We start from the raw sequence: 20,274 nt of genomic DNA on the forward strand, positions 1-20,274 counted from the left end.
CGCCGGCTCACCGCGTCGAGCGGATCAGGAACTCCAGGATCGCCCCGTGCTTCTTCGTGTGCGGCGGGCAGGACAGATCGAGGATCGGCAGGCGCGGGCTGGTGAGCCCCGGGCGCAGCCTGCGACCGACGCGCGCGCGCCGCCGCGCCGCCGGCTCAGCGGATCAGGAACGCCAGGATCGCCCGCGCTGCTGCCGCGGGCAGCGCCGCCGAGGATCGGCCGGTGCTTCTTCGTGTACGGCGGGCAGGCCGGGCAGGCGGCTCAGCGGACACCGGCCGCCGCCCGCGACCGACGCGCGCGCCGGCGACGCGGTTCAGCGCTTCCAGCGGATCAGGAACTCCAGGATCGCGCGGTGCTTCTTCGTGTACGGCGGGTAGAACAGATCGAGGATCGGCAGGCGCGGGCTGGTGAACACCGGCCGCAGCTTCGAGCACTCGAGGAAGCCCTCGTGCCCGTGGTACTGGCCCATGCCGCTGGCGCCGATGCCGCCGAAGGGCAGGTCGTGCTGCGCGACGTGGAGCATGCAGTTGTTGATCGTCACGCCGCCGGAGATCGTCTGGTACAGGAACCGGTGCTCGGTCGCCGCGTCGTTGGTGAACACGTACAGGCCGAGCGGGCGATCCCGGCCGTTGATGTACGCGATCACCTCGTCGAGCGAGCGGTAGGTCTTGACCGGCAAGAGCGGGCCGAAGATCTCCTCCTGCATGACGATCATGTCGTCGGTGGCGCCGAGGATCAGGTGCGGCGGCAGCTTGCGCAGCTCGTCGTTGAAGGTCGCGCCCGGGCACAGCGGCACGACCTCGGCGCCCTTGGCCTGGGCGTCGTCGAGGGTCGCGCGCAGGCGCCGGTAGGCCTTGGCGTCGATCACCGACGTGTACTGCGGCCCGTCGGTGTCGGGGTAGCGCGCCGGCATGATCCGGCGGGCCGCGGCGACGAACGCGTCGCGCTTGCCCTCGGGCACCATGACGTAGTCGGGCGCGAGGCAGGTCTGCCCCGCGTTCAAGAACTTGGCGTAGAGGATCCGCGCCGCGGCCTCGTCGACGTCGAAGTCGTCGGCGATGATCGTCGGCGACTTGCCGCCGAGCTCGAGCGTCACCGGCGTCAGGTTCTCGGCCGCGGCCCGCATGACCGTGCGCCCGGCGTCGGCCGAGCCGGTGAAGATCAGGTGGTCGTACGGCAGGGACGAGAAGTCCTGCGCGCGCACGCCCGGAAGGATCGCGACGACCTCCTCGGGGATCACCTCGCGCACCTTCTCGGCGAGCAGCCGGCACAGGTGCTGCGAGCTCGACGCCATCTTGATCATCGCGCGGTTGCCCGCCGCCAGCACGCTCGTCAGCGGGCTGAGCGTGAGGAAGAGCGGGTAGTTCCACGGCGCCACGATCCCGACCACGCCCTTGGGCATCGGGATGACGCGGTTCTGCCCGGTCGCGAACAGCACCGACACGTGCCGCTTCTGCGGCGCCATCCACTTCTTCAGGTGCTTGCGCACGTCGCGCAGCCCGTCGAGCGACGTGAACAGCTCCGCGATCATCGTCTCCTCGAACGCGCGGTTGCCGAAGTCGGCGTTGATCGCGTCCGCGATCGCCCGCCGGTTCTCGACCAGCACGCGGTCGAGCAACCGCAGATGCTCCAGCCGCTCGTCCAGGCTCGGATACGGGTGCCGCAGGTACGCCTGCCGCTGCAGCTGGAACACCCGCTGCGCCTCATTCTCCGCCGTCCCCATCGTCCGATTCTGAGCTGTCTGCGCCATGCCCCGACTCTACTCGCAGGGGACCGGATCCGGGGTCCCAACCATGCGGGACTGCGAAGGAATTGGGGGGACAGGCTCCGGGGTCCTAACCATCTAGAATCCATACCGATTTCGACCGTACCGCGGCCGGAAAAGGGACAGGCTCCGGGGTCCTAACCATCTAGAATCCATACCGATTTCGACCGCACCGCGGCCGGAAAAGGGACAGGCTCCGGGGTCCTAACCATCTAGAATCCATACCGATTTCGACCGTACCGCGGCCGGGGGGGGGGGGCCGGGGGCCAACCATCTAGATCATCCGATTTCGAGCACCGCGGCCGGAAAAGGGACAGGCTCCGGGGTCCTAACCATCTAGAATCCATACCGATTTCGACCGTACCGCGGCCGGAAAAGGAAAAGGGACAGGCTCCGGGGTCCTAACCATCTAGAATCCATACCGATTTCGACCGTACCGCGGCCGGAAAAGGGACAGGCTCCGGGGTCCTAACCATCTAGAATCCATACCGATTTCGACCGTACCGCGGCCCGGGAACATCCGCGTAATAGGCCGTAACCAAAAGGCTTTCTGCGACTTCGGTGTCTGGTCGCCCGATCGACAAGCGGCACTTTGCCGCGGTACGTCCGAATTCTTTTGTTATTTCAATGGATTGCGACCCAGGAGCCTGTCCCTTTTTCGGCCGCGGTACGGCGAAATTCCTGCGTAGTCCCGTATAGTTGCGACCTAGGAGCCTGTCCCCTCGATGCCGTATAGTTGCGACCTAGGAGCCTGTCCCCTCGATGCATTCACTCGACTCGTTGTTGAAGCCGAAGACGGTGGCGGTGATCGGTGCGTCGCGGACGCGCGGGACGATCGGCGCCGAGATCTTTCACAACCTGATCGCGAACGGGTTCACGGGCGCGGTGTACCCGGTGAACCCAGGCGCGCATTCGGTCCAGGGCGTGCGCGCGTACCCGAGCCTGCGCGAGGTGCCGGAGCAGATCGAGCTGGCGGTGATCGTGGTGCCGGCGGCGGGCGTGCCGGAGGTGATCGATGACTGCGTCGCGACCGGCGTGAAGGCGGTGCTCGTCATCACGGCCGGGTTCGGCGAGACCGGCGACGCCGGCCGCGCGCGCCAGGACGAGCTCCTCGCGAAGGTCCGCGGCGCCGGCATGCGCATGGTCGGCCCCAACTGCCTCGGCCTGCTCAACGCCGATCCCGCGATCGCCCTCGACGCGACCTTCGCGCCGACCTGGCCGCCCCACGGCAACGTCGCGTTCTCGTCGCAGTCGGGCGCGGTCGGCCTGGCGATCCTCGACTACGCCAAGGAGCTCGGCATCGGCATCCACCAGTTCGTGTCGATCGGCAACAAGGCCGACGTCTCGGGCAACGATCTGATCGAGTACTGGGGCGCCGACCCGGCGGTGCAGGTCGTGCTCCTGTACCTCGAGAGCTTCGGCAACCCGACGCGGTTCCTGCGCATCTGCAAGGACGTCGCGCGGCGCAAGCCGATCGTCGCGGTCAAGAGCGGGCGCACCGGCGCGGGCGCGCGCGCGGCGTCGTCGCACACCGGCGCGCTGGCCGGCAGCGAGGTCGCGGTCGAGGCGCTGATCAGCCAGGCCGGCGTCATCCGCACCGACACGATCGAGGAGCTGTTCGACGTCGCGATGGTGCTGGCCAACCAGCCGGTGCCGCGCGGCAACCGCGTCGCGCTGCTCACCAACGCCGGCGGCCCCGGCATCATGGCCGCCGACGCGTGCGAGAGCCACGGCCTCGAGGTGCCCGAGCTGGCGCCGGCGACGGTCGCGGCGCTGCGTGAGTTCCTGCCGCCCGAGGCCTCGGTCCGCAACCCCGTCGACATGATCGCCAGCGCCACGCCGGCCGCGTACGAGCGCGCGCTGCCGCTGCTGCTCGCCGACCCGAACGTCGACGCGGTGATCGTCCTGTTCGTCCCGCCGGTCGGCACCCAGGCCGCCGCGGTCGCGGCGGCGATCCAGCGCGGCGGCGCCGGCGCGACCAAGCCGGTGCTGACGTCGTTCATGGGCATGCACGGCGTCCCGGCGGCGCTGTCGTCGCTGCGCGAGGGCCGGTTCCCGTCGTACGCGTTCCCCGAGGCCGCGGCGATCGCGCTCGCGCGGGTCGTGCGCTACGGCCGCTGGCTGGCCCGCGGGCCCGGCGCCATCCCGGCGCTGCCCGACGTCGACGCCGAGCGCGCGCGCCGGGCGCTGGCCGGGCACCACGGCTGGCTGCCTTCGGGGGCGACCCACGAGGTGCTGGCCGCGTACGGCCTGCGCCAGCCGGCCAGCGTCGACGCCGCCGACGCCGACGCCGCGGTCGCGGCCGCGCACGCGGTCGGCCTGCCGGTCGCGGTCAAGCTGGCGTCGGCGACGATCACCCACAAGACCGACGTCGGCGGCGTGGTGCTCGACGTCGCCGACGCGGCCGCGGTGCGGCAGGCCTTCGTCGACATCCGGGCGCGCCTCGACGCGCTCGGCCGCGGCGCCGAGATGGCGGGCGTCACGGTGCAGCCGATGATCCCGCGCAGCGCCGAGCTGTTCGTCGGCGCTACCCGCGCGCCCGGGTTCGGCCCGCTGATCGGCTTCGGCAGCGGCGGCACCGCGGTCGAGCTGTGGAAGGACGTCGTGTTCCGGGTCCACCCGCTGACCGACGCCGACGCCCGGGACATGCTCGCGCAGATCCGCGGCCAGGCGCTGCTCGACGGCTTCCGCGGCGCCCCGGCCGTCGACCGCGCCGCGCTGATCGACGTGATCCTGCGGGTCGACCGCATGATGGGCGACCTGCCCGAGCTGGCCGAGCTCGACCTCAACCCGGTCGTGACCCGGGGCGCTGGCCAGGGCGCGATCGCGCTCGACGCCCGCCTCCGGGTGGCCTGAGGTCGCGGCCTCGACGGAGGTGCCATCGCGCGCGGAGGCCGCGTGGCGGCCGATCGCCGGGCGAACGGTCGCCGACACCTTGACGCGCCCGCCCGGACTGACCACATCAAGCAACGAGCGACACGCGCCCACCGGTCGATCGTCCGGCCCGCGCGCCGCGGGAGCCCCATGACCAGCCTGACCTCGACCCGCGCCACCCAGCCCTCCAGCCGCCAGCTCCTGGCCCGCGTGCTCGACGACCGCGGGCTGGTCGCGTCGATCCGGCAGCTCGAGCCGCGGGCGCTGGGCCGGCTGATCTCGCACGTCGGGCTCGAGGACGCCGGCGAGCTGATCGCGCTGGCCACGACCGCGCAGCTCGCGCGGGTCTTCGACGACGACCTGTGGCGGAGCCCGCGCGCCGGCGACGACGAGACCTTCGACGCGGCCCGGTTCACGACCTGGCTCGAGATCATGCTCGAGGCCGGCGCCGCGTTCGCCGCCCAGCGCCTGGTCGAGCTGCCCGAGGATCTGGTCACCCACGCGCTGCACCAGCTGGTGCTGGTGCTCGATCTCGACGAGGTCGCCCTCGAGGTCGCGGCCCTGGCCGAGGACGAGGGCGATCGCCTCGAGAAGGCGCTCGAGCGCGGCGCGGCGCTGGAGCTCGACCAGTACCGCGTGATCGGGCGCGACGCCGACGGCTGGGACGCGCTGTGCGCCGTGCTGGTGGCGCTCGATCAAGACCACCACGACGCGCTGGCGCGCGTGCTCGCGCGGTGCTGCGCGCTGTCGACGCGCGACCTCGACGACGACGGCGGCCTGTACCGGGTAATGACCGAGGCGGACTCGCTGGCCGCCGACGTCGGCGCCGACCGCGCCGACCGCCGCGCCGCCGCGGGCTACGTCGCGCCGAGCGACGCGCGCGCGTTCCTGCGGCTCGCCACGACCACGCCGCTGGCGACCGCCCGAACCGAGACCCGCGACCCGGTCACGCGCGCGTACTTCCGTGAGCTCGCGCCGCCCGCGCCGCCCGCCCGCGCCGACCACCACGCTGACAGCAGCGACACCGCCGCCGCGCCCGATCGCCTGACCGATCTGCTCCGTGCCAGCGGCGTGCTCGACGACGGGCTCGCGACCCAGCGGGCGCTGCCGGCGACCACCGACGCGGCCGACGGACCGAGCGAGGTCGCGCTCACCGACGCGCTCGCGACCTTGCGCGACAACGATCCCGCTCGCCACGGCCAGCGCCTGGCCGAGCTCGCCTACCTCGCCAACGTCCTGGTCGCCGGCGCCGAGGTCGACGGACGGCGGTTCCGGCCGGCCGAGGCGACGACCGCCGTGCTCACCACCTGCGGGCTCGGGCTGGCCTACCTCGTCGACGCGACCCGCGATCCGGCCACGACGGTCGTCGCCGCCAACGGCGCCGACCGGCTCTTCCGCCTGGGCTGGCGCCTGCTGCACGAGCGCACCGGCGATCCGGCGCGCGCGCTGCTGCCGACGACGGCGTGAGCCAGCGTGACCGCCGCCGTCGTCACGACGCGAGCGCCACCTTCACAGCGTGATGGCCGCCGTCGTCACGACGTGCGCGCGACACCTCGACGTGGCCGCCGCCGTCGTGGATTCGACCACCGACGCCGCCGTGCGTGCGACGATGCCGATGACGTGCGCGCGACGACGACGACGCGACCGCCGCCGTCAGGGCGTGCAGGTGCGGTGCGCGGCGGGGTTGGTGCGGAAGTCGGTCGAGTCGACCGACGGGCACCGGCTGCGGATCAGCGCCTTGAGCGCGGTGACCTCGGCGTGGTCGAGCGCCATCGGCTCGAACATCAGCGGCACCGACGACGCGGTGGCGATCGTCGCGCGCAGCGCCGCCAGCCGGTCGGGCGCGCGGCCGGTCGACCACAGCCGCTCGAACTCCCGGGTGTAGGCCGCGATGACCGCGCCGTAGCTGGCGGCGTTCAGGTGGACGATGTTCTCGAACGTCGACTGCTCGGCGTTCATCGACAGGTTGTAGCTGCCGGTGTAGAGGTCGGTGCCGTCGACGATCATGAACTTGTTGTGCATCTGCACCGCGTAGGTCACGTCCCAGCGGTAGGCGTAGGTCTTGTAGCGGACCGGGATCGCGGCCTCGCCGACCAGCTTGCCGAACAGGAAGTCGCGCGACTGGCAGTTCCAGATCGTCGCGGGCGTGGCCGCGCCGGCCAGGCACGCCTCGAGGTCGGCGAGCTGCGCGGTGTGGCCCGACGCCGAGATGTACTCCTGCTGGTCGAGGTAGACCCGCACGTCGAGGTCGGGGCGCGCCTGCTTGCGCGCGATCAGCGCCTCGGCGACCGGGCGCAGCCGCAGGTGGCCCGACGCGATGTAGATCGAGCGGTCGGCCTGGGCGATCGCGGCGACCAGCGCGTCGGCGACGGTGGTGCGCGTGCGCTCGATGCGGAACGTGGTCGAGCCGTCGGCGACCGTGTAGTTGGCCGAGGTGAACAAGGCCGCGGCGTCGGGATCGTCGGTGATCGCGGCGGCGGCGGTGGCCAGGTCGGCGGTCGAGCGCACGTACGGCAGCGGCTCGGCCAGCGCGAAGTCGGCCGAGTGGTCCCAGAGCAGATCGAACTCGCGCTGGTAGGCGATCGCCAGCTCGTCGGAGCCCTCGATGAACAGCGTGTTCTCGTCGTAGATCTGCGTGCCGCCGTACGACCAGTTGCCGCTGCCGGTGACCAGGCGCGTCGTCGCGGCGCGGCTGACGTCGTCGCGGGGGCCGTCGATGATCGCGAGCTTGTGGTGCAGCACCTTGTTGACCCAGCGCACGTCGACGCCCATCGCCTCGAGCTTGCCGGACTTCGAGGTCAGGCGCCGGGCCAGGTCGAGCTTGCGGTCGGCGGCGGCGGTCTCGAACAGGAAGCGGACCGCGACGCCGCGCGTGACCGCGTCGGCGAGCGCGGCCGAGACCTCGGCGTCCGACAACGAGTACATCGCGATGTCGACCGAGCGCTGGGCGCCGCGGATCCACGCCGCGACCTGCTGGGTGTGCGCGGTCGCGCTCGGCTGCGGCGAGAACACGACGTCGATCGACGCCGGCGCCTTGATGCGTCCGGTCTCGCGCGCGTAGTCGACCAGAACGGCCAGCGCGGCCGGGCCGATGTACGGCACGGCGTCGAGCTCGGCGAGGTCGTCGAAGCGGTCGTCGTCCTCGACGCCCGGCCCGCGATCGCGGTGGGCGATGATGTTCTTGGCGGCGCGCGACGACAGGCCGGCGGCGTGATCGAGCTCGTCGACGTCGACCGCGAGGTCGTTCACCAGCGCGAGGACGCCGCGGGCCTCGGGCGTGCCGTCGGCCAGCGCGCCATCGGCCTTGCCGCCGCCGAAGCTGTCGTGCTCGCCGTCCTCGATGTCGCGCTCGGTGGCGCATGCAGTAGCCATCAGCGCGAGGGCGCCGAGCAGCGAGACCAGGGATGGGCGGATACCGGACATGGGCGGCCGCCTTTGCACCTCGCGCGCCAGCGTCCGGGATGCCCGCCCTGGTGGCCGAAGTTCGGACAAAGATGGGCGAAATCCGGCCAGTTGTGGCCGGTATCCGCCCAGCTGCGGCCGGGATCCGGCCGGGCGGGAGTGTCGCTCGGAGCGACACTGGCTGATCGAGTAGGCGCGAGGATGGCCGCCGCGGTCACGCCGCCGCGGTCACGCCGCGGTCGCGGTCACGCCGCCGCGCTGGGGTCGCGGTCACACCGACGCCGCCGTCACGCCGCGGTCGCGGTCACGCCGCCGCGGTCACGCCGCCACGGTGGGGTCGCGGTCACGCCGCCGCGGTCACGCCGCCACGGGGTCGCGGTCACGCCGCCGCGGTCACGCCGCGGTCACGCCGCGGTCACGCCACCGCCGCCGCGCTGGGGGCGCGGTCACGCCGCCGCCGTCACGCCGCTGCGCGGCAGGCCACGTTGGTCTGGAAGATCTCGAGGTCGGCCAGGGCGATCTCACCTGCGGACACGACGCCGCGGGCCGATGCGCCGGCCTGGTTGCAGCCATCGCTGGCGCGGCCGCCGATGGCGATCTCGTAGACCTCACCGATGCGGAGCGACAGCGCGGCGATCGTGAAGCCGTGGGCCAGCTCGTCGACCATGAAGGTGAAGCGCTCGGGCGCGGGCCGCGCGGCGCCGGCGCGCGCGATCAGCTTGGCCTGGCTCCAGACGTCGACGTCGACCATCGAGCCCGGCGCGAACGCGCGCGCGTCGAGCGAGATCGTGAACCGGACCGGCGCGGCCGCGCGCGCGCGCGACGACGACCGGGTGCACGCGAGCGACATGGAGGAGGCGACGAGGGCGGTGAAGATGGCGGCGGTGGTGAGCACGCGGGGCATGCCTCCATCGACGCACCGACGGCGTCGTCGATCTACGCCGCGCGGTGTCCGACTCGACGACGCACTATCGCAGCGACGCACCATCGCACCGACGTCGTCGACCTGCGCCGCCCAGCCGGGGCTCACCGGCCCCCCCGGCGAGGTCGATCATCTGGCCGCGCTGGCGGCGCGCCCCCCGGCCCCCGCGCGCCGCCGCCGGGGGGGGGGGGCCGATCGTGACGCTCCGCCCGCCACGCCATCGCGGGGCAGTCGCCGCCATCTCGCTGGTGGTCACGTGGAGGTCGCCGACGACGACCGGCGCCGCGGTAGCGACGCCGCTGCTCGAGCCGTAGGCGCGGTTGCAGCCGTCGGCCGCCACACCTGCGACGCTCAGCTCGTAGAGCGCGCCGACGCGGAACTGCATGCTGACGACCGTCACCGCGCGCGTGCCCGCAGGCGCTGTCACGACCATCGTCTCGCGGATGTCTGGCGGCGGCGGACACGGCGCTGGTGACGACTCCAGATCATACTTGTTGCAGCCGCCGTCGTAGCTCGGGTCGCGCAGGGTCACGACCAGCTCGGCGCCTTCGGCGAACGCCCCTGGCGGCAGCGCGATCTGGAACGCCAGGCCGTTCACTGGGGCCGCCGCGCGCGGCGCCGGCGCCGACGCGACACACGCCGTCGTCATGAGCAAGATCGTCCACACACGCTGCATCCCAGCTACGGACGCGCTGCGACCACGCCGGGTCTATGCGTCACCCCCCAGGCCGGCTTGGCGTTCCATTCTGGAGTGGGATCCTGCCGCGGTAGGGCGAAAATCGTCTTTGATTTAGCACGGATAGGACCCAGGAGCCTGTCCCCGTCAAGTTCCCGTGCGATTTCAGATGAATAGAATCCGGGAGCCTGTCCCCCTTGGCGTTCCATTCTGGAGTGGAATCCAGCCGCGGTAGGCCTGAAATCGTCATTGATTTAGCACGGATAGGACCCAGGAGCCTGTCCCCCTATTCGAGGCGGGCGCGGATGGGGGCGGCGCGGGGGTCGGTGGGGTCGAGGTGGGCGAGGGCTTGCTGGTAGAGCGCGGTGGCGTCGGCGTCGCGGTGCTGGCGGGCGGCGAGGTCGCCGCGGGTCACGCGCAGTGCGATGGCGTCGGCGTCGTGGACGCCGGGGTGCGCGTCGTAGATCGCGAGCGCGCGCGCGAGGCTGCGGTCGGCCTGGGCGAGGTCGCCGAGCGCGAGCCAGGAGGCGGCGACGTGGGCGTGGCTCATGCCGGTGTCGGGGTGATCGGCGCCGAGCGTGTCGATCCGGATCGCGAGCGCGGCCTGGCGATCGCGGAGCGCGGCCTTGTGATCGCGACGGCGCTCGGCGAGCTGGGCCCGCGACTCGAGCGTGTAGACGATCTGGCGCTTGCCGGCCTCGCCCAGGGCGGTGAGCGTGGTCATCGCGCGCGCGACCGCGTGCGTGGCGCGCGCGCGGCTGGCCGGCGTGTCCTCGGCCAGGCCGATCTCGGCGACGACGGTCAGCGTCTGCGGCACCAGCGGGTGGTCGGGGCCGAGGCCGCGCTCGCGCAGCCCGAGCGCCAGGTCGACGTCGGCGCGCGCGGTCGCGAAGTCACCGCGGCGGCTGGCGAGGAGCGCGAGCTGCTCGTACGGGTACGCCAGGTTGGGGTGCTCGGCGCCGAGGCTCTGCTGCCAGATCCGGATCACCTCCTGGTAGTGCGGCGCGGCCTGATCGCCGTCGCCGAGCTGGCGATAGATGTCGGCGAGGTTCTGGTGCACGTACGCCACGCTCGAATGATCGGGCCCGAGCTCGACCTGCATGCGCTCGAGCGCCTCCTGCAGATCGCGCAGCGCGCCGCGCGGATCGCCGGCGTACCAGCGCGCCAGGCCGAGGTTGGCCAGCGCCGGCGTCAGCGCCGGGTTGCCGTCGGCGCCGAGCTGCCGCTGCAGCGCGAGCGCGCGCTCGTAGGCGCGGTACGCGTCGGGGTAGCGCGCCTTCGCGAGGTAGATGCCGCCGAGCGTGTTGTACAGCCGGCCCTGGATCGCCAGCTCGTCGGGGACGCGCTCGGCGCTGGTGACCGCGACCGGCTCGAGCGTGAGCGCGTCGTCGAGGCGGCCCTGCTGGGCCAGCAGATCGAGCACGCGGATCCAGACCTCGGCCACCTTGGCGTCGTCCTGCGCCTGGGCCGCGGCCGACGCCGCCGCGCGGAAGGTCTGCTCGGCCGCACCGGGATCGCCGAGCGTCACCTGCAGCGCCGCGCGCAGGAGCAGCACGCGCGCGGTCAGCGGCGCGTAGCCGAGCGCGCGCACGTCGTCGACGAGGCCGTCGCTGGCGGCGAGCGCCTCCTGGTGCTGACCGCGCCGCTCGAGGTGCTGCTGCGCGTCGAAGCGGGCCTCGAGCGCGCGCAGCTGGGCCCGCGCGGCGTCGCCGGTCGGCAGCGGCACCGCGCGCGTCAGCGCCACCGGATCGACGCAGGCGTCGAGGTCGCCGAGCTCGCCGACGGTGCGGACCGCGCGCTGGACCACGGTCGGGTTGGGATCGGCGAACAGCGTCGTGACGCTGGTCAGCGCCGCGAGCTGGCGATCGAAGCAGCGCATCGACAGGTCGAGCACGTCGGCGCTCTGATCGTGGTGGACGCGCGTGGCCTTGCAGCTGGCGGTGCGCAGCCGGACCCAGTCGGCGACGTAGCGATCGAGGCGCGCGTCGACCTGGGCCCAGACCGCGTCGGCGTCGGCGACGCCGGTGGCGGTGAACGCGGCCGCGGCGGTCGCGCGCCCGGCCTCGGTCCAGACGCTGGCCACCTGGGCCTCGGCCCCCTGGCAGACCTCGCGCGCGGCCGCGGCCCGGGCACGCTGGGTCAGCACCACCGCGGTCAGCCCGGCGACGGTCGCGACCGCGACCCCGATCACCACCTTGGTCCGCAGCGGCGTCGGCGCCAGCGCCGCGACCGCGGCGGTCATGTCGGGGAAGCGCCGCGCGGGATCGGGCTCGAGGCCGCGCCGCGCCACGCGCTCGAGCCACGCCGGCGTCCGCGCCCAGCGCGCGCCGTCGCCTGGGCGCTGGCCCTCGATCGCCTCGACCAGCGACGCGAAGAACGCGTACTGATCGGCGGCCGCGCTGCCGCCGCCGCCGGCCACCCGCTCGGGCGCGAGGTAGGCGCGGGTGCCGGCGCTCGACGGCGCGTCGGTGCGCCGGCGCGCCAGGCCGAAGTCGATCAGCCGGGGCCGGCCGTCGGCGACGACGATGTTCTCGGGCTTGACGTCGCAGTGGGCGATGCCGAGCGCGTGCGCCGCGGCGAGGCCGTGGCCGATCTGGATGAACAGCGCCACGATCTCGCGCCAGGTGCGCGGCTGCTCGAGCCAGGCGCGGAGGTCGCCGCCGTCGAGCTGCTCCATCACCAGGTACAGCCCGTCGGCGTCCTCGACGACGTCGTAGATCGCGACGACGTTGGCGTGGCTCAGCTTGGCCAGCATGCGCGCCTCGCGCAGGAGCTGGTCGCGATCGTCGCGGTGATCGGGGTGCAGGCTCTTCACGGCGACGTGCCGATCGAGCACCGGATCGAACGCCGACAGGATCGCGCCCATCGCGCCGCGGCCGAGCGAGCCCTCGATGCGCAGGCGCCCGAGCTGCAGCTCCGCGGGGGCGCCGAACAGGGCCGCGCGCAGCTTGCCGGCGAGCATCCGATCGACCAGATCGCCCGCGGCCGGCCTGGCCGCGCGCAGCGTTCCGTCGTGGTCGTCGTTGCTGGCCATGCCTGCGGGGGTGGATAGTATGGCGAAATGGCGGACGACTGGGAGCTGCTCGAGGCCTGGCGCGCCGGTGACGCGCGCGCCGGCAACGAGCTGGTGGCGGCCCACTTCGAGGCGGTGAGCCGGTTCTTCCGCGGCAAGCTCGGCGACGACGTCGAGGACATCCTCCAGCAGACCTTCCTGGCGTGCGTCGAGGGCCGCGACCGGATCGACGGCGTCAGCTTCCGCAGCTACCTGTTCGGCGTCGCGACCCGCCGGCTGTTCGATCACCTGCGCGCGCGCTACAAGGCCGGCCGCAGCGTGTCGTTCTCCGAGGTCTCGCTGACCGACCTCGGCACCACCCCGAGCGAGCGGGTGGCCCGGACCGAGCGCGCGCAGCTGCTGCAGGCGGCCCTCCGCCAGATCCCGCTCGACGCGCAGATCGCGCTCGAGCTGGCGTACTGGGAGGGCCTGTCGGGCGCCGAGATCGCGGTCGCGCTCGCGATCGAGCCGGGCACGGTGCGGTCGCGGCTCAGCCGGGCCCGCGACCACCTGCGCGACGCGGTCCGCGCGCTCGGCGGCGACGTCGAGAACCTGTTCGGCACCAGCCTCGAGCGCGACGCCGGCTGACCCCGCGCTAGAACAGCTGCTCCATGCGCGCGGCGATCCAGACCGGCGCCGGATCCGACTCGTCCTGCTGCAGCGGGTAGCGGATCGTCAGGAGCGCCTGGGCCCGGCGGCGATCGCCGGCGCTGCCGCACATGTCGCAGGCCTTGTCGAGCCACCAGTCGAGCGCGCTGGCGTCGCCGGCGTCGTCGGGAAAGTACGAGCGCAGGTACGGCAGGATCTGCGCGGCCTGGCCGGCGCCGGCCATCTGCACGATCTTGCCGAGGATCATCACCTCGCGCTGATCGTTGGTGAGGCCGTCGCCGTTGCCGTACTTGGCGGCGAACTTGACGCCGAGCTCGTCGTAGAGCCGGTGGTACTTGGTCGCCTGCTGCGCGATCTTGCGGTTCCAGTAGGCGCCGATGTTCGACCAGTCGACCGGGCGCAGGTCGAACGACGCCAGCACCTGAGTCGCGTCGGCGCCGCGCTTGTCGCCGGCGCGCAGCGCCTCGGTCACCTCGACGAACAGCTCGAACGGCACCGGCTCGTCGCCGACGTCGCCGGCGTAGCCCGCGCTCGAGGACTGGGCCGCGGCCGCGCCGTAGGGGCCGACCGCGCCGCTGGCGAACGCGTTGGCGTAGGCGCCCGCGACCGTGCCGGTGGTGTCGGTCGACATCCGCCGGTTCCACTCGGCGCTGACCCGGGCCCAGCGCTCACCGTCGATGCCGGCCGCCGCGATCAGCGCGTTCGCGTCGGCGCCGCCGGCGAGCTGGGCCTGGAGCTGGGCCCACTGCGCGCAGCTCACGCCCTCGACCGGGGCCAGCGCACCGCCCGCGCCCGACATCGCCGCGGCCTTGCCCTGGCCGAGGCGCTCGCGCGCGATCGCGCCCATGCGGAACTCACAGTCGGTGACGTTCTCGCCGGTCTGCCGGGCCCAGCCGCGCACCGCCCAGGCCTTGTACTTCTCGTAGTGCCCGCCGCTGCGGAACCCGAACTGGGTGATCAGCAGCACCTCCTCGGGATCGAGCCGATCGCCGTCGGCGTCGGTCATCGACGGCAGGTCCTCCTTGTCGATGAAGCGCATGCGATCGCGCAGCGTCTCGAACTTGAAGAACCAGTCGTCGATCGACAGGTCGCTCCAGCCGTCGGGCAGCGGCAGCTCGTCGCCGTCCCACGCGAACGTCGGCCCGTCGTACGCCGGCGCCGCCGCGGCCGCCGGCTCGTCGTCGTCCGGCGCCGCCGCCTGCGCGGGCGCCGCGGCCTGCATCATCGGCATCGGGGGCGCGACCTTGCCAACAGCCTTCTTGATCTTGTCGAGGAAACCCATGTGTCGTTACTCCGTCGTGCGTGGTGAGTCGGGCGGCGGGTGCGTGCCCTCCCTCCCGAAGTCGCGCCGCGGCCGACCCTGCTCCCAACTTTCGAAGAAACTTCACAAGGCCCCGAGATCGCTCGATGGCGCGCCCGGCGTCGGCCGCCGCCGGGCAGGCTGGCGGCCGTGCCGCGCCGATTCCCATGCCGGCGCCGCCACGCCGTGCGATGCCGCCGGGATTGGCGACCGCGCCGGCGCGCTCGCCCTGCACGGCGACGAGCGACCGCCAGGTTGCCCATCGTCTGTCAGGGATTGGTCGAACCCTGACACCGAGCCGAATTATTCCAACTGGTTGGCGCATGGCGCGGGGCTCGCAACTGTCCCGAGACATGTCTGACCCAGTCGCTTCGATCGTCCCGCTCCGTCATTGCCGCCGCGGTCAGGTCCGCGCGGATCTGCGCGCGCTCCGCGGCATCGCGGCGGCGGCGATCGATCCGGATCGGCCGCTGATGGCGCACGTCGTGGTCACGCGCCGCTGCAACCTGTCGTGCGGCTACTGCACCGAGTACGACCAGGTGTCGGCGCCGGTGCCGCTAGCCGAGATGAAGGCGCGCATCGATCACCTGGCGCGGCTGGGCACGGTGTTCGTGACGCTCACCGGCGGCGAGACGCTCCTGCATCCCGACCTGGTCGAGATCGTCCGCCACGTCCGCGCCCGCGGCATGACGCCGGCGATGAACACCAACGGCTACCTGCTGACGCGCGCGCTGATCGTCGCGCTCGGCGACGCCGGGCTGTACGCGCTGCAGCTGAGCCTCGACAACGTCACGCCCAGCGCGATCAGCAAGAAGTCGCTCAAGCCGCTGCGCGGCAAGCTGCGCCTGCTGGCCGAGCACGCGCGCTTCCGGGTGCGCGTCAACACGGTGTTCGGCGCGGCCCCGCCCGAGGAGGCGCTCGCGGTCGCGCAGGCGGTGCACGCGCTCGGCTTCGACGCCAAGTGCTCGCTGGTCCGCGATCCGTCGGGCCGCGTGCAGCCGCTCGACGCCCACGCCCGCGCGGTCTACGCGCAGATCCGCGCGCTCGATCGCCGCGGCACCGGCGTCTTCTCCGAGGACTTCCAGGACGACCTGCTCGCCGACGGCGAGGTGACCTGGAAGTGCCGCGCCGGCGCCCGCTTCTTCACCGTGTGCGAGGACGGCCTCGTCCACCTGTGCACGCCCAAGATGGGCCTCGGCGCTCGCCCGCTCGCCGACTACGGCGTCGCCGACATCCGCCGCGCCTTCGCCACGCCCAAGCCCTGCGCCGCCACCTGCCCCGTCGCCTACGCCCACCAGGGCAGCCGCCTCGACGCCTGGCGCGCCCAGCCCCTGCCCCCGTCGCTCCCCGCGCCGTCCGCCACGCCGCCCGGCCGCGTCACCCTCGCCGTCGTGCGGTGAGGCCGCGCCGGCGACGACAGCTCGTCGAACGCACGCGCTCGTATCAGGCGAGAGAACCGCGCGCGCCCGCGTGCGCACGCCCTCGGTTCAGACGAGGGCGATGGACCGCGCGCGCCCGCGTGCGCACGCCCTCGGTTCAGGCGAGTGCGATGGACCTCGCGCGCCGGGTGCGTCGCACCCCGCAGCACCGCGCCCTCAGGCCGTGAGCGTCGCGGCGATCGTGTCGATGCCGAGGAACATCGGCAGCGGCTCCGAGACCAGCAGGCCCTCGCGCACGCCGTCGAGAGCCTCGAAGCCCAGGCCCGCGTAGAACCGCACAGCGTCCGGCTTGGCGTCGGTCACCACGCCGACGCACCCCAGGCGATCGCGCTGCTCGATCGCCAGCTGGAGCACCGTGCGCAGCAGCGCCTTGCCGATGCCGAGGCCCTGGGCCCGGACATCGACGCCCAGCCGGGCGAGCCGGAGCACGGGCAACGGGTAGCTCGGGAGACGCTTGCGCAGCCGCGCGCCGGGGACGTTCGCCCGCTCGATCGATGACGGCGCGACCGTGGCGAAGCCGACGATCCGGCCATCGACCACGGCGACGTAGGTGACCGCCAGGTGGAGCTTGAACTGGTTCTGCCCCGCGTAGTGCTCGAAGAAGCGGTCGAGGTCCGGCTCGCCGCACGAGAACCCGCCGCGGTCGTCGTCGCGCGCGAGCGGGCGGATCTCAACGGCCCTTGCCACGCATCAACTCGCGCAGGGCGGCCGTCGGCGCCGGCGGGCGCTCGAGCAGCTCGACCACGCGCGCGAACGCCTTGTCCTCGAGCACGAGCCGGACCGGCACCAGCGCCTCGTCCGGCAACTCCCGGCGCGCCTCCATGAAGTACAAGAGCGCCTGCTCGACCACGTAGTTCTTCTTGAGCCCATGGCTCTCCGTGAAGCGGTCGAGCTGCTCCTTGGTCGCGACCGAGATCGTCGCCGAGATCTGGGACTGGTCACCCATCGCTCCTCCACCCTGCCACGCAAAAGCGGGCCGGGCCATGGAAAACCATGGCCCGGTCGGTGCTCACCGCGGCCCCGCCCGACGGGCCTTCGCCACGCCCAGCCCTGCGCCGCCACCTGCCCCGTCGCCTACTCCCACCAGGGCAGCCGCCTCGACACCTGGCGCGCCCAGCCCTCCCCGCGCCCCCGGCCGCGTCTACCTTGCCGTCGTGCGGTGAGGCAGCGGCGCAGACCGGCGGGGCTCGGGCTCAGCGAGAGCAACGGCGCGCACCTGCGTCAACACTGTGGTCCATCAACTGGTCCTCGCCGTCAGGCGGCGCAACCGCAGCCTGCTCCATCCGATATAAGGGCTACTCACAGTTCCAGCTGTAGTCGCGCTCGGCGAACGGGAACCGCGCATCCGCAGAGAAGAATCGAATGCAGCGCCCGACCCCGCCTCCACCGCCAAACGGGCGCTGCCACGAGGCAGCGCGACCACGCAGGAACTGCATTCGAACGACATAGCCGCGACATCCCTTTGCGTCTTGTGCTCCGTAAACGTCTCCGACAAGGTCGCCTTTCCTGAATCGAACTGCCATCGGTCCGGGTGAGACCCACCCACCATCCGCGGTCTGCACTATGAAGCCATCGTCAGAGAGCGCACTAGCCCACGATTCGGCATCGACAACACTACCCGGCATCCCGCAACCTCGAAAATGCATCTCGACCTCAGGCCCGAGCCGGATCCAATATGACGAAATTTTGTGGAGTTCCGAAGGCAGCGCCACCGCGCCAGCGGCCTGAGCTGTTGGCGCCACGTTCTCGCAGACATCTCGGCGGATGCATCCCGCGAGCAACGCCAGCAGTGCAAGTTCTTTCATATCAGTCCTTTTGAGTGTCGCGATACGTCTTTCCAGTATCATCGCGATACCTATTCTCGCTAGTCTTTGCACACGAGTGCGCATGACCCCCCGTACAGCCTCCGTATGCATGGGCCATTTCGTGGACGAGAACCGTGTCTGGAGTCTGCTCAGTCTTGCCGCCGTTGGCTGCAGCAACTTGCGGTAGCGAGGAAAAATCGACGGCGACGTCAGCGACGATCTCTGCAGCGTTTCCACCGACCGTCACATTCCCGCCGCCAGTTGCCGTTACTGCGGTAACTCCGCCACCATTCTCAACAGGATTGAACTTCTTCGCGGCGTCACCCGCTCTCTTTACTTCGCGCGGGTCAAACATACTAGCATCGCCCATGTTCGCGTTGTGAAGAACCACGATTTTCGAATTGTCACGAGCCGCATCCACGAGCATCTGCTGCGTTTTCGTGAACTTCCATTCTTTCGGCGCGTTGACTACTACTGACAAGTGGTCGGGGATACCTGACGGTACCACGGTCACACCAACGCCTAGTACTTTCATATACGCTTGGCGCAATGGCTCCGCCTGCCTTTCCGACCCGTATATGAGAACCTGTCGCCCGTCGGGATCAATGTAGCTCAACGGGTTCGACAAGACAAACTGGTAGAGTCCAGCCTTGCGCGGATCTCCCCACGCCGCATCCGGCACAAACCGATACAGCGGGTCGGCCTGCGTCCAGGCGAGGAGCGTCGGGTCGTAGTAGCGGACGCCGTAGTAGCTCAGGCCGGTCTGGTCGTCGCGGAACTTGTCGTTGAAGCGGCGGTGCTGGCCGGTGAGCCCGCCGGCGGTGCCCGAGGTCTGGATGACGTCGCCGTACGGGCCGTAGACGAAGCCGGACTGCACGACGCCGGTGGGCTGGACCGAGAGCAGGGTGTTGTTCGCCAGGCCCTGGTACTGCAGCTCGACCGACGACGCGACCGTCGAGCTCGAGGACTGCAGCCAGCCGCCCGTCGGCGAGACGACCTTCGCCACCGGCGTGCCCATCGAGAGGTAGGAGTAGACCTTGTTGATCGCGCCGGTGTTCGTCAGCTCGATCTCGGCGTCGCCGATGAAGACCCGGGCCGACGTCGGCACGCCGAGCCCCGAGAGGGTGACCACCGCGCGCCGGTTGCCGTCGAGGTCGTAGTAGTACTCCTCACGGCCGGTCTGGAAGCCGTTGCTGTACTTGATGGCGCGCCGCAGCTGGTCGTCGCCGTCGTACGAGAACCCGTCGGTGATCGGCGTCCCGGTCGCGCCCGGCCGGACGCTGCTCATGTTGCCGACCGTGTCGTACGCGTACTCGCGGAAGGTCCCGCTCGGCGTCGTCAACGCGGTCGGCGCCTCGGGGTCGACCATCGAGCCGTAGACGTAGGTGGCGTTGCGCGCCAGCACGGCCCCGCCCGTCTGCGGCACGCACGTGGGCAGCGGCCCCGCGCAGACCGTCGCGGTGTTCAGCTTGCCGCTCGGGTGGAACGTGTACGCCGCGGTGTAGCGGTTCCCGCTCTCGGCGACGCTGGTCAGCTCGTGCCGCGCCGAGTAGTCGAAGGTGAAGTTGTACGTCGCCCCGCCCAGCTTGTGCTGCATCGTCCACGGGTCGTCCAGCCCGCGGTAGGTCAGCGCCTGGGACGCGTAGGCGACGGACGAGCTGTCGGTGACCGCTTGCGACAGGACGCGGCTCAGCTTGTCGTAGGCCCACGTGCTGGTGAAGTTGCGCCAGGGCGGGGACGCCGGCGTCGCCGCGACCCCGCTGAGGCTGGCGACCCGCGTGAGCACCTGCCCGCCGACGTTGCGGGTCTGGACCGCGACGTTGCGCGCGGCCGCGCCGTTGGCCGGGAGCCACCGCAGCGTGGTCGGCTGGCCCCGGTCGTCGTACAGGTACTGGGCCTTGGTCTTGTAGGTGGTCTGTGACGTCGCGTTGTCGGGGTACGACTGCTCGCGCACCCGGCCGCCCGGGCCGATCGCGAAGCTCGAGGTGCGCGAGCCGGTCAGGCCGCTCAGGCTGTACGACAGGGTCTCCGAGTCGCGATTGCCCTCCGGATCGTACGTGTACGAGGTGGCGATGCGGCTGAGGTGCGTGGCGGTCGAGCACAGCCGGCCCTTGCCGTTGGCGCAGGTGTCGTACCCTCGCCGCCGTGCGGTGAAGCCGCGGCGGCGGCGACAGGCGCTCGAGCGCGACCGCGCGTACCGGGCGAGACGTACCACTCACGCGGTGAGCGTCGCGTGTCGCTGCCGAGGAAGATCGGCCGCGGCTCCGAGAGCAGCAGGCCCTCGCGCACGCCGGCGAGGGCCTCGCGGCCCAACCGCTCGGCGACGGGCGTGGCGTCGGTCACCGCGCCGGCGCCCGCTTCCTCACCGTGTGCGAGGACGGCCTCGTCCACCTATGCACGCCCAAGATGGTCGCGTTCCTGCCCTCGCCC

General features: G+C 71.9%; 13 protein-coding genes. 4 read left to right on the plus strand and 9 right to left on the minus strand.

Annotated features, from left to right (window positions below):
• Positions 1-313: 313 nt before the first annotated feature.
• Complete coding sequence (locus tag IPL61_26705; protein ID MBK9034811.1) at positions 314-1,750, minus strand: coniferyl aldehyde dehydrogenase; 1,437 nt, start codon at positions 1,748-1,750, stop codon at positions 314-316.
• Between the two features lie 795 nt (positions 1,751-2,545).
• Between IPL61_26705 and IPL61_26710 the strand changes: the two genes are divergently transcribed.
• Positions 2,546-4,621: an acetate--CoA ligase family protein gene (locus tag IPL61_26710; protein MBK9034812.1), complete on the plus strand. Its 2,076-nt coding sequence runs from the start codon at positions 2,546-2,548 to the stop codon at positions 4,619-4,621.
• A gap of 168 nt (positions 4,622-4,789) precedes the next feature.
• The gene (locus IPL61_26715) at positions 4,790-6,106 is read left to right on the plus strand and encodes a hypothetical protein (GenBank protein ID MBK9034813.1); all 1,317 of its coding nucleotides are present in this window, start codon (positions 4,790-4,792) and stop codon (positions 6,104-6,106) included.
• Between the two features lie 186 nt (positions 6,107-6,292).
• Here the strand turns inward: IPL61_26715 and IPL61_26720 are convergent, their stop codons facing one another.
• The 4 genes from IPL61_26720 to IPL61_26735 all read right to left on the minus strand — a co-directional run bounded on the left by IPL61_26720 (position 6,293) and on the right by IPL61_26735 (position 12,673).
• Positions 6,293-8,062: a DUF1669 domain-containing protein gene (locus IPL61_26720; GenBank protein ID MBK9034814.1), complete on the minus strand. Its 1,770-nt coding sequence runs from the start codon at positions 8,060-8,062 to the stop codon at positions 6,293-6,295.
• Between the two features lie 439 nt (positions 8,063-8,501).
• Positions 8,502-8,945 (minus strand): hypothetical protein, encoded by a 444-nt coding sequence (locus tag IPL61_26725; protein ID MBK9034815.1) that lies wholly within the window; start codon positions 8,943-8,945, stop codon positions 8,502-8,504.
• 64 nt (positions 8,946-9,009) lie between these two features.
• On the minus strand, positions 9,010-9,612 hold the full coding sequence (locus IPL61_26730) for a hypothetical protein (GenBank protein MBK9034816.1): 603 nt from the start codon (positions 9,610-9,612) through the stop codon (positions 9,010-9,012).
• Positions 9,613-9,925: 313 nt separating this feature from the next.
• Positions 9,926-12,673 (minus strand): serine/threonine protein kinase, encoded by a 2,748-nt coding sequence (locus tag IPL61_26735; GenBank protein MBK9034817.1) that lies wholly within the window; start codon positions 12,671-12,673, stop codon positions 9,926-9,928.
• A gap of 27 nt (positions 12,674-12,700) precedes the next feature.
• Between IPL61_26735 and IPL61_26740 the strand changes: the two genes are divergently transcribed.
• Positions 12,701-13,279 (plus strand): sigma-70 family RNA polymerase sigma factor, encoded by a 579-nt coding sequence (locus IPL61_26740; GenBank protein MBK9034818.1) that lies wholly within the window; start codon positions 12,701-12,703, stop codon positions 13,277-13,279.
• 7 nt (positions 13,280-13,286) lie between these two features.
• On the opposite strand, the gene IPL61_26745 is transcribed toward IPL61_26740, so the two are convergent.
• Complete coding sequence (locus IPL61_26745; GenBank protein ID MBK9034819.1) at positions 13,287-14,582, minus strand: hypothetical protein; 1,296 nt, start codon at positions 14,580-14,582, stop codon at positions 13,287-13,289.
• 371 nt (positions 14,583-14,953) lie between these two features.
• Here IPL61_26745 and IPL61_26750 point away from each other — a divergent pair, with 371 nt between their 5' ends.
• Positions 14,954-16,000 carry a radical SAM protein gene (locus tag IPL61_26750; GenBank protein MBK9034820.1) on the plus strand — a complete coding sequence of 349 codons (1,047 nt, stop codon included), beginning with the start codon at positions 14,954-14,956 and terminating at the stop codon, positions 15,998-16,000.
• Between the two features lie 195 nt (positions 16,001-16,195).
• Here IPL61_26750 and IPL61_26755 read toward each other — a convergent pair whose 3' ends face one another.
• From IPL61_26755 to IPL61_26765, 3 genes are all read right to left on the minus strand, one after another.
• Positions 16,196-16,726, minus strand: a complete 531-nt coding sequence (locus IPL61_26755; GenBank protein MBK9034821.1) for a GNAT family N-acetyltransferase — start codon at positions 16,724-16,726, stop codon at positions 16,196-16,198.
• On the minus strand, positions 16,710-16,985 hold the full coding sequence (locus IPL61_26760) for a DUF1778 domain-containing protein (GenBank protein ID MBK9034822.1): 276 nt from the start codon (positions 16,983-16,985) through the stop codon (positions 16,710-16,712). The genes IPL61_26755 and IPL61_26760 overlap by 17 nt, the downstream gene beginning before the upstream one ends.
• Before the next feature lie 860 nt (positions 16,986-17,845).
• Complete coding sequence (locus tag IPL61_26765; GenBank protein ID MBK9034823.1) at positions 17,846-20,059, minus strand: RHS repeat-associated core domain-containing protein; 2,214 nt, start codon at positions 20,057-20,059, stop codon at positions 17,846-17,848.
• Positions 20,060-20,274 lie beyond the last annotated feature (215 nt).

It is taken from the genome of Myxococcales bacterium, assembly GCA_016717005.1.
Classification (GTDB): Bacteria; Myxococcota_A; Polyangia; order Haliangiales; family Haliangiaceae; genus UBA2376.